The organism is Rhodospirillaceae bacterium (genome assembly GCA_018660465.1).
GTDB lineage: Bacteria > Pseudomonadota > Alphaproteobacteria > Rhodospirillales > JABJKH01 > JABJKH01.
Window position 1 is genome coordinate 1 of record JABJKH010000047.1, and the last position, 5,987, is coordinate 5,987.

6 protein-coding genes and 1 tRNA gene are annotated in these 5,987 nt (G+C 50.8%); 1 reads left to right on the plus strand and 6 read right to left on the minus strand.

What is annotated here, in order from left to right; all coding sequences use genetic code 11:
- Positions 1 to 43: 43 nt before the first annotated feature.
- From HOM51_07580 to phnD, 6 genes are all read right to left on the minus strand, one after another.
- Positions 44 to 119, minus strand: a tRNA-Lys gene (locus HOM51_07580).
- Between the two features lie 611 nt (positions 120 to 730).
- A complete protein-coding gene (locus tag HOM51_07585) occupies positions 731 to 907 on the minus strand; it encodes a hypothetical protein (GenBank protein MBT5034368.1) in 177 nt (58 codons plus the stop codon).
- A gap of 76 nt (positions 908 to 983) precedes the next feature.
- Complete coding sequence (phnE, locus tag HOM51_07590; GenBank protein MBT5034369.1) at positions 984 to 1,799, minus strand: phosphonate ABC transporter, permease protein PhnE; 816 nt, start codon at positions 1,797 to 1,799, stop codon at positions 984 to 986.
- Entirely contained in the window at positions 1,799 to 2,593 is a 795-nt protein-coding gene (gene phnE / locus HOM51_07595) for a phosphonate ABC transporter, permease protein PhnE (GenBank protein ID MBT5034370.1), read from the minus strand. The genes phnE (HOM51_07590) and phnE (HOM51_07595) overlap by 1 nt, the downstream gene beginning before the upstream one ends.
- An 11-nt stretch (positions 2,594 to 2,604) precedes the next feature.
- The gene (gene phnC, locus HOM51_07600) at positions 2,605 to 3,417 is read right to left on the minus strand and encodes a phosphonate ABC transporter ATP-binding protein (protein ID MBT5034371.1); all 813 of its coding nucleotides are present in this window, start codon (positions 3,415 to 3,417) and stop codon (positions 2,605 to 2,607) included.
- A gap of 90 nt (positions 3,418 to 3,507) precedes the next feature.
- Positions 3,508 to 4,485, minus strand: a complete 978-nt coding sequence (gene phnD / locus HOM51_07605) for a phosphate/phosphite/phosphonate ABC transporter substrate-binding protein (GenBank protein MBT5034372.1) — start codon at positions 4,483 to 4,485, stop codon at positions 3,508 to 3,510.
- Between the two features lie 251 nt (positions 4,486 to 4,736).
- On the opposite strand from phnD, the gene HOM51_07610 reads away from it, so the two are divergent.
- Positions 4,737 to 5,351 carry a histidine phosphatase family protein gene (locus HOM51_07610; protein ID MBT5034373.1) on the plus strand — a complete coding sequence of 205 codons (615 nt, stop codon included), beginning with the start codon at positions 4,737 to 4,739 and terminating at the stop codon, positions 5,349 to 5,351.
- Positions 5,352 to 5,987: the final 636 nt, after the last annotated feature.

A 5,987-nucleotide genomic window follows, 5' to 3' on the forward strand; every position in this document is an offset into this window, starting at 1 on the left:
ACCCAGGTCTTAAGACCCGCGGAGCCCCGCTCTCCTTGATATATGGTGGGCCGTGCAGGGTTCGAACCTGCGACCCGCTGATTAAGAGTCAGCTGCTCTACCAACTGAGCTAACGGCCCAAACACTATATATACAGTCTTTTTGTTACTTCCTCACCTAATCCGCTTAACCCCTGTGGGAGTGTTATGGGAGTGGTACTCCCATAAGCCCGCCGCATTGGCGGCCCCGCTCTCACAGGTTGGCTGTCAATCCGACAGCTCAATGGACTGTTAAGCCGTTATAAACCGGTCGGCAATTCTAACGGCTAGCCGCTTGTTCCGCTATAAATAGTGGGAAACGAAAAAACCCACGGGTTCACCAAGGCTACCGTGGGTACGTGGGGGGCACTGATGCCCTCACCGGCAAGGTCTTGGAAAGGTCAGGCAGAGGTCGAAGGGGCAATGAGCATCGAAGTTAACCCACGTGGCAGATTGGGTGCGCTGCCCTTGCAATACGGTCAATACGATTGTCCAAGTTAGACGACTCCTTCACTTAGGTCGTAGACGGCCCCTTCATCCCTGTCAATCTTGGGGGCTACGAACTTACTGAAGTCAATCGAACACCAGTGTTCATTGCCCTCCTTGAGTGCCAGGTCAACGATTCCATCCATTGACATTCGCAAGTTCCCACGATGCTTAATCATTTGATCCATCATCTGTATCTGTTGTGAGGTTGAAACATCGCGAGCCTTCTAAAATCTTTTCACCGCGCGGGCATCACAAGTGGCCTCAAAACCTTCAATGTTCTTTTCGTATTGTTTGACCTTCGAACGCAACGTGGCAGGCTCATCATTAACCACGGTTAGCGGCGCCACATTGAGCGCGCCTTCACTGACTCTGTCAGCCATCAACGCATTGGATACAGCCAAAGGGATCCTTGACGCTGGTGCAGCTTACTGTAGTGCATTAGCCCGTCACAGTAGAAGGTTGGTGGAATGTGCGGGCTTATATTATCGCGTGGCGCACCTTTGCGGACACCCATTCGCTGACTACCACGGTTGCGAGTATCACCAGCAGAATAACCGAGACCTGGGTCCAGGTTACGGTGTCGATCGACGAACTGAGTTGCAATCCAATTCCACCAGCACCGACGAGGCCCAAAATGGCTGATTCGCGAATGTTAATGTCCCAGCGAAAAACAGAAATGCCAGCAAAGGCGGGCAGGATTTGCGGAACAATTCCATAGCTCAGAATTTGCGCGCCGCTGGCGCCCGTGGCAGTTACCGCTTCGACCTGCGTCTCGTCGATCTCTTCAATTGCTTCATAAAGCAACTTGGCACAAAAGCCTATCGACCTGAATCCAATGGCCAAAACACCGGCAAACACGCCTGGCCCGAGAATAGTAACCAGCATCAACGCCCAGAGTAGAGAATTGATCGAGCGCGACGCAACGATGATGAATAGCGCAATGGGGCGGGCAAACGCAGAGGACGGAGTTGTGTTGCGTGCCGCAAGAAATGCGATGGGGAAGGCAAGAACAACTGCCATCAGGGTTCCCAGTGTTGCAATGGTAATGGTGTCCCATACTGGCCGCCACAGGCTATTCATATAACTCCACTTCGGTGGAACCATGCGCTCCATCATATCAACTGCCTGACGGGGAGCATCGGCGACAAACATCCAGATAGTGTTTTCCGAGACCAATTGCCAGCAGTAGACAAAAATTGCGACACCAACGAATTGCCCAAACCAGATCGCAAGTTGACGATTACGACTCCTGCGTTGCCAGATTTTGCTGTCGCCCTGTTGTCTTCTGGGCATTACTGAACCCACTTTCTAATGTAACCAGACGAGTATTCGACAACCATGACAATACCAATGATGATCAATAAGATGGCGGCTGATGAACTAAATTCGTAGCGATCAAATGACGTCAGCAGGGTCGCCCCGATACCACCTGCACCGACAATGCCCAGCACTGCTGACTCCCTGAAATTGATGTCGAAGCGGTACATGGCCAGCCCAATCATGCGTGGCATAACTTGCGGTTGGACCGAATAATTGAGCCATTGGAACCATGACGCCCCGGTTGCTTTTACGGCTTCCGCCTGCACCGGATCCATGTCCTCAATATCTTCAGCGAGCAGCTTTCCATAAAATCCAATACTGCCAATGGATAATGCAATGATGCCGGCGAACGGCCCAAAACCGAACAGCTTGACCGCAAACAAGGCGATAATAATTTCCGGAAATGTCCGTGACACAGCTAGAATTCCCCGTGAAATCAGGTATATGAAGCGCGGTGACAAGTTGCGTGCGGCTCCCAATCCTACCGGAATGGACAACAGGATACCGATAACCGTCGAGACCACGGTCATCCACAAACTTTCAATGATTCCCTCCCAAATATCAGTGGATTTGCTGGTAAAATCGGGCGGGAAAAAGGAGCCGATAAACCGCTCCGCGCGTGGCACGCCGGCGGCAACCCGCTCCCAATTAACTTCCATTGTACCGATTGAAATTGCTAGAAAAAGGGTGCTACCGGTGATCAATCCCCAGCGTAGCAACGGACGTTCGATAAATGGTGGTCGTTTCCAGGTGCGTGGTGCGGACATATCTACTGTCTTTATTTCGCTCTGACTGCGGACGTTGGAACTGTATCCGATTCTTCATCATCGACTTTTTCGATGGTCGCTTCCCAATCCTCTTCGCCATATATCGTCGTCAGGACTTCGGCTGTGAGATTACCAGGTGGACCATCGTATACAATTTCACCTAATTGCAGACCAACAATGCGTTCGGCGAACATTTGAGCCAGCAAAACATCGTGAATATTAATGATTGCAGATAATTTGCGTTCTTTGCAGAGTTCACAAATCAACCGCATGATCTGACGTGACGTCTTGGGGTCTAGCGAGGCGGTTGGTTCATCAATCAGCAGCAATTCAGGGTCTTGAATTAGAGCCCGACAAATACCAACCCGCTGACGTTGCCCACCTGACAATTCATCGGCTCGTTTGTCCGCCATGCGGTCAAGGCCGACTCTTTCGAGTAGTCGGAACGCCTCGTCAATATCGTTTTGTGGAAATTTCCGAAAGTAACTGGGCCAGAAGGACACATACCCGAGACGGCCGGAGAGCACATTTTCCATCACGCTAAGCCGTTCGACCAGGGCGTACTCCTGAAATATCATGCCCATGCGACGGCGCGCTTTCCTGAGTTGATATTGACTCAGGCTGGATATTTCCGATTCATTTAAGCGAACACTACCCGTTGTTGGTTCCACCAGGCGGTTAACACAACGGATCAGGGTTGATTTGCCCGCGCCCGACGGGCCAATCAGGGCCATGACCTGACCATCCGGTACTTCAAGATCGATGCTCTTTAGGGCAAGGTCGCCGGTTTTATATTGTTTGGTCAGATTTTGTAGGCGCAGCATGGCTTAACCAATAAGATTTGTTTTTAAAACGGCCGAACTCTCAAGCGAAGGCGAGCCAGAAACTGTGGCACGCCCCCGCCCGAGATGGTTTTATTTACAGGTGTATTTGATGCCGTTGGCCGAATCGATTTTGCGGATAACGTCCCAATCAAACTTGTGAGCGATTGAGATAAATTTGCCTTCGCCCGATTTCTCGAACTCTGCCTTCAGAGCCGAACCTTCCCATTCGAAGGTAAAGAAGGCTTGACGAATCTTCGCCGAAAGAGTCGGATCGAGATTATGGGCATGTCCGAAACCAGTTGTTGGGAAGGTTTGTGATTTATAGATGGTGCGAATTTTGCTCGGGTCAACAACTTTGCGGTCGACCATGCGGCGCATAACCGAATTGGCGATAGGCGCAACTTCGTAATCGTTATTGGCAATGCCGAGAACTGAATTGTCGTGTTTGCCCGAGAAATTGGTTTTGAAGTCGACATCCTTGATCAACCCAAATTCTGATTTCAATAATGCCGAAGGAGCTTTGTTGCCCGAGTTCGATGTTGGAGATGTGAATGTCAGTGTACGGCCCTTGATGTCGGCGGGTGTCATAATCGGGCTGTCGACGGGTACAATGATTTCCATTTCGTATCCGAATGAGCCATCGGATGACGCCATCATCGCAAACGGGACGAATCCGGCGCAGCTCACTGCAATTGGGTTAGAGCCCGTGTTGAAGCCCGCTACATGCAGGCGACCCGAACGCATGGCCTCCAATTGAGCCGCATTGGACTGAACCGAGAAAAAGATGACTTTCTTGCCCGTGACGCTCGACATGTGATCAATAAAACCAGCCCAGACTGATTTGTAGACAGCTGGATCCTCAACTGGTGTATAGGCAAATATCAGTGAATCCGGATCGACCCATTTTGATGGATCGGTCGGTAGGTCTGCGGTTAAATTGCCATCGCGGTCACAGAACTGCTTGTCCAGCGTGCCGCGTGGGCATTCCGCGGCGCTGGCGCTCAACGAAAAACTGAGCACGGCTATCGCCATCATAAATTTCAATAGGGTAGGTAAAAAGCGGAACATGAATTTTTCCTCCAGTGGTGAATTAAAGTTTTGCTCTATATATGTGGTAAAAATTGTTTCAAAGCCGACGTTTACATACAAGCGTTGTAACGAATCTGACATTAGCTCACAATGGGCACGGTCTCAAGAAAATTATTTGCTAGATGCGTTGTACCGACATACCATAAAACAACGTAAATTACACACCAGTATCGGTGCTGTACAGATGTTTTGATCGATACCACGTCCATCCACGCTAGTAAGTGCTTCCCATGTTAGCCGCCGATATTGGCGCGTTACGGAGCCTGCGGAATCGCTACTACGCGATGCGCCACGGCCAAAGCCTCGCCAACTGCGAGGGGCTGATCGTCAGTCACCCGAAGAATGGATTGTACGAATACGGCTTAAGCGAATCCGGACGCCGTCAGGTTCACGACGGAATTGCCGACAGTAAACTGGATTTATCTACGCGGATCATCAGTTCCGATTTCAAGCGTGCCCGCGAAACCGCCGAGCTCGTCTACCTGCAGCTCGATTGCCGCAAGTCGGTTGAATTCGATGCGCGTCTGCGCGAGCGCCACTTCGGTGATCTCGAGCTTGGCACGGATAATCGTTACCCGGAAATATGGGCCGCCGATCAGCGTGACCCCAACCACCGCCATCACAATGTCGAAAATGTGCATTCAGTGCTTGGTCGTGCCAGTGCCGTAGTGCTCGACTGCGAACGACGATTTAGCGGTGAAACCTGCCTCCTGGTCGCCCATGGCGACATTCTGCAGATTCTTCAAACTGCCTTTTATCGATTGCCGCCGAGTCGCCACCGCGATCTGCCACATCTACAAACTGCTTCGGTGCGGGCTTTGAAATTAAGGATCCCGAAAGACTGAATTCCGTGTGCAAAGAAAAGTTAAAGGGCTCGAAGAGCATAGGCAGCATTAACGCCCCTTCCTGAAACAATTTTCTATAAACACTTGGCCGCTATCAACAGTGGAGCGCGGTAAAGGTCCATCAACAATTATTATCAATAGGCTAATCGCTCCGCTGAAGATCAGGTGGTCGAGCGGCTAGGAGAGATTCCCTGGGTAATTGTCTCGGTAAATGTCTGCTCCGGGAACTACAGCCTCGACTTCATCCCCATAACAGGTCTGCCCGAAGAGGAGTTTTACCCCCTCTCGGACCGAGTGTTGTTATCTAAGGATTCTGCTGTGCCCTGGAAGGAACAGAACTGGATTGGAGTCAGGACCAAGGGTCGTTCCTCCTTGTACCACCTTCTGGATCAGTCCAAATTAGTGGCGGTGGTGCTTTCACATATCACTAATACTTATAACGGTTTGTTAAAAAGTGATAGACGCTTGACCTGTAATTTGTTGTTTTTAATTGGCTTTGTTATTGTGCTACTGCGTAAGAGTCAGCTGCTCTACCAACTGAGCTAACGGCCCGTGTGTCCACTGCCTGTACGTGCCCAAAAAGGAAACTGGGGTGACCGATGGGACTCGAACCCACGACGGCCGGAATCACAATCC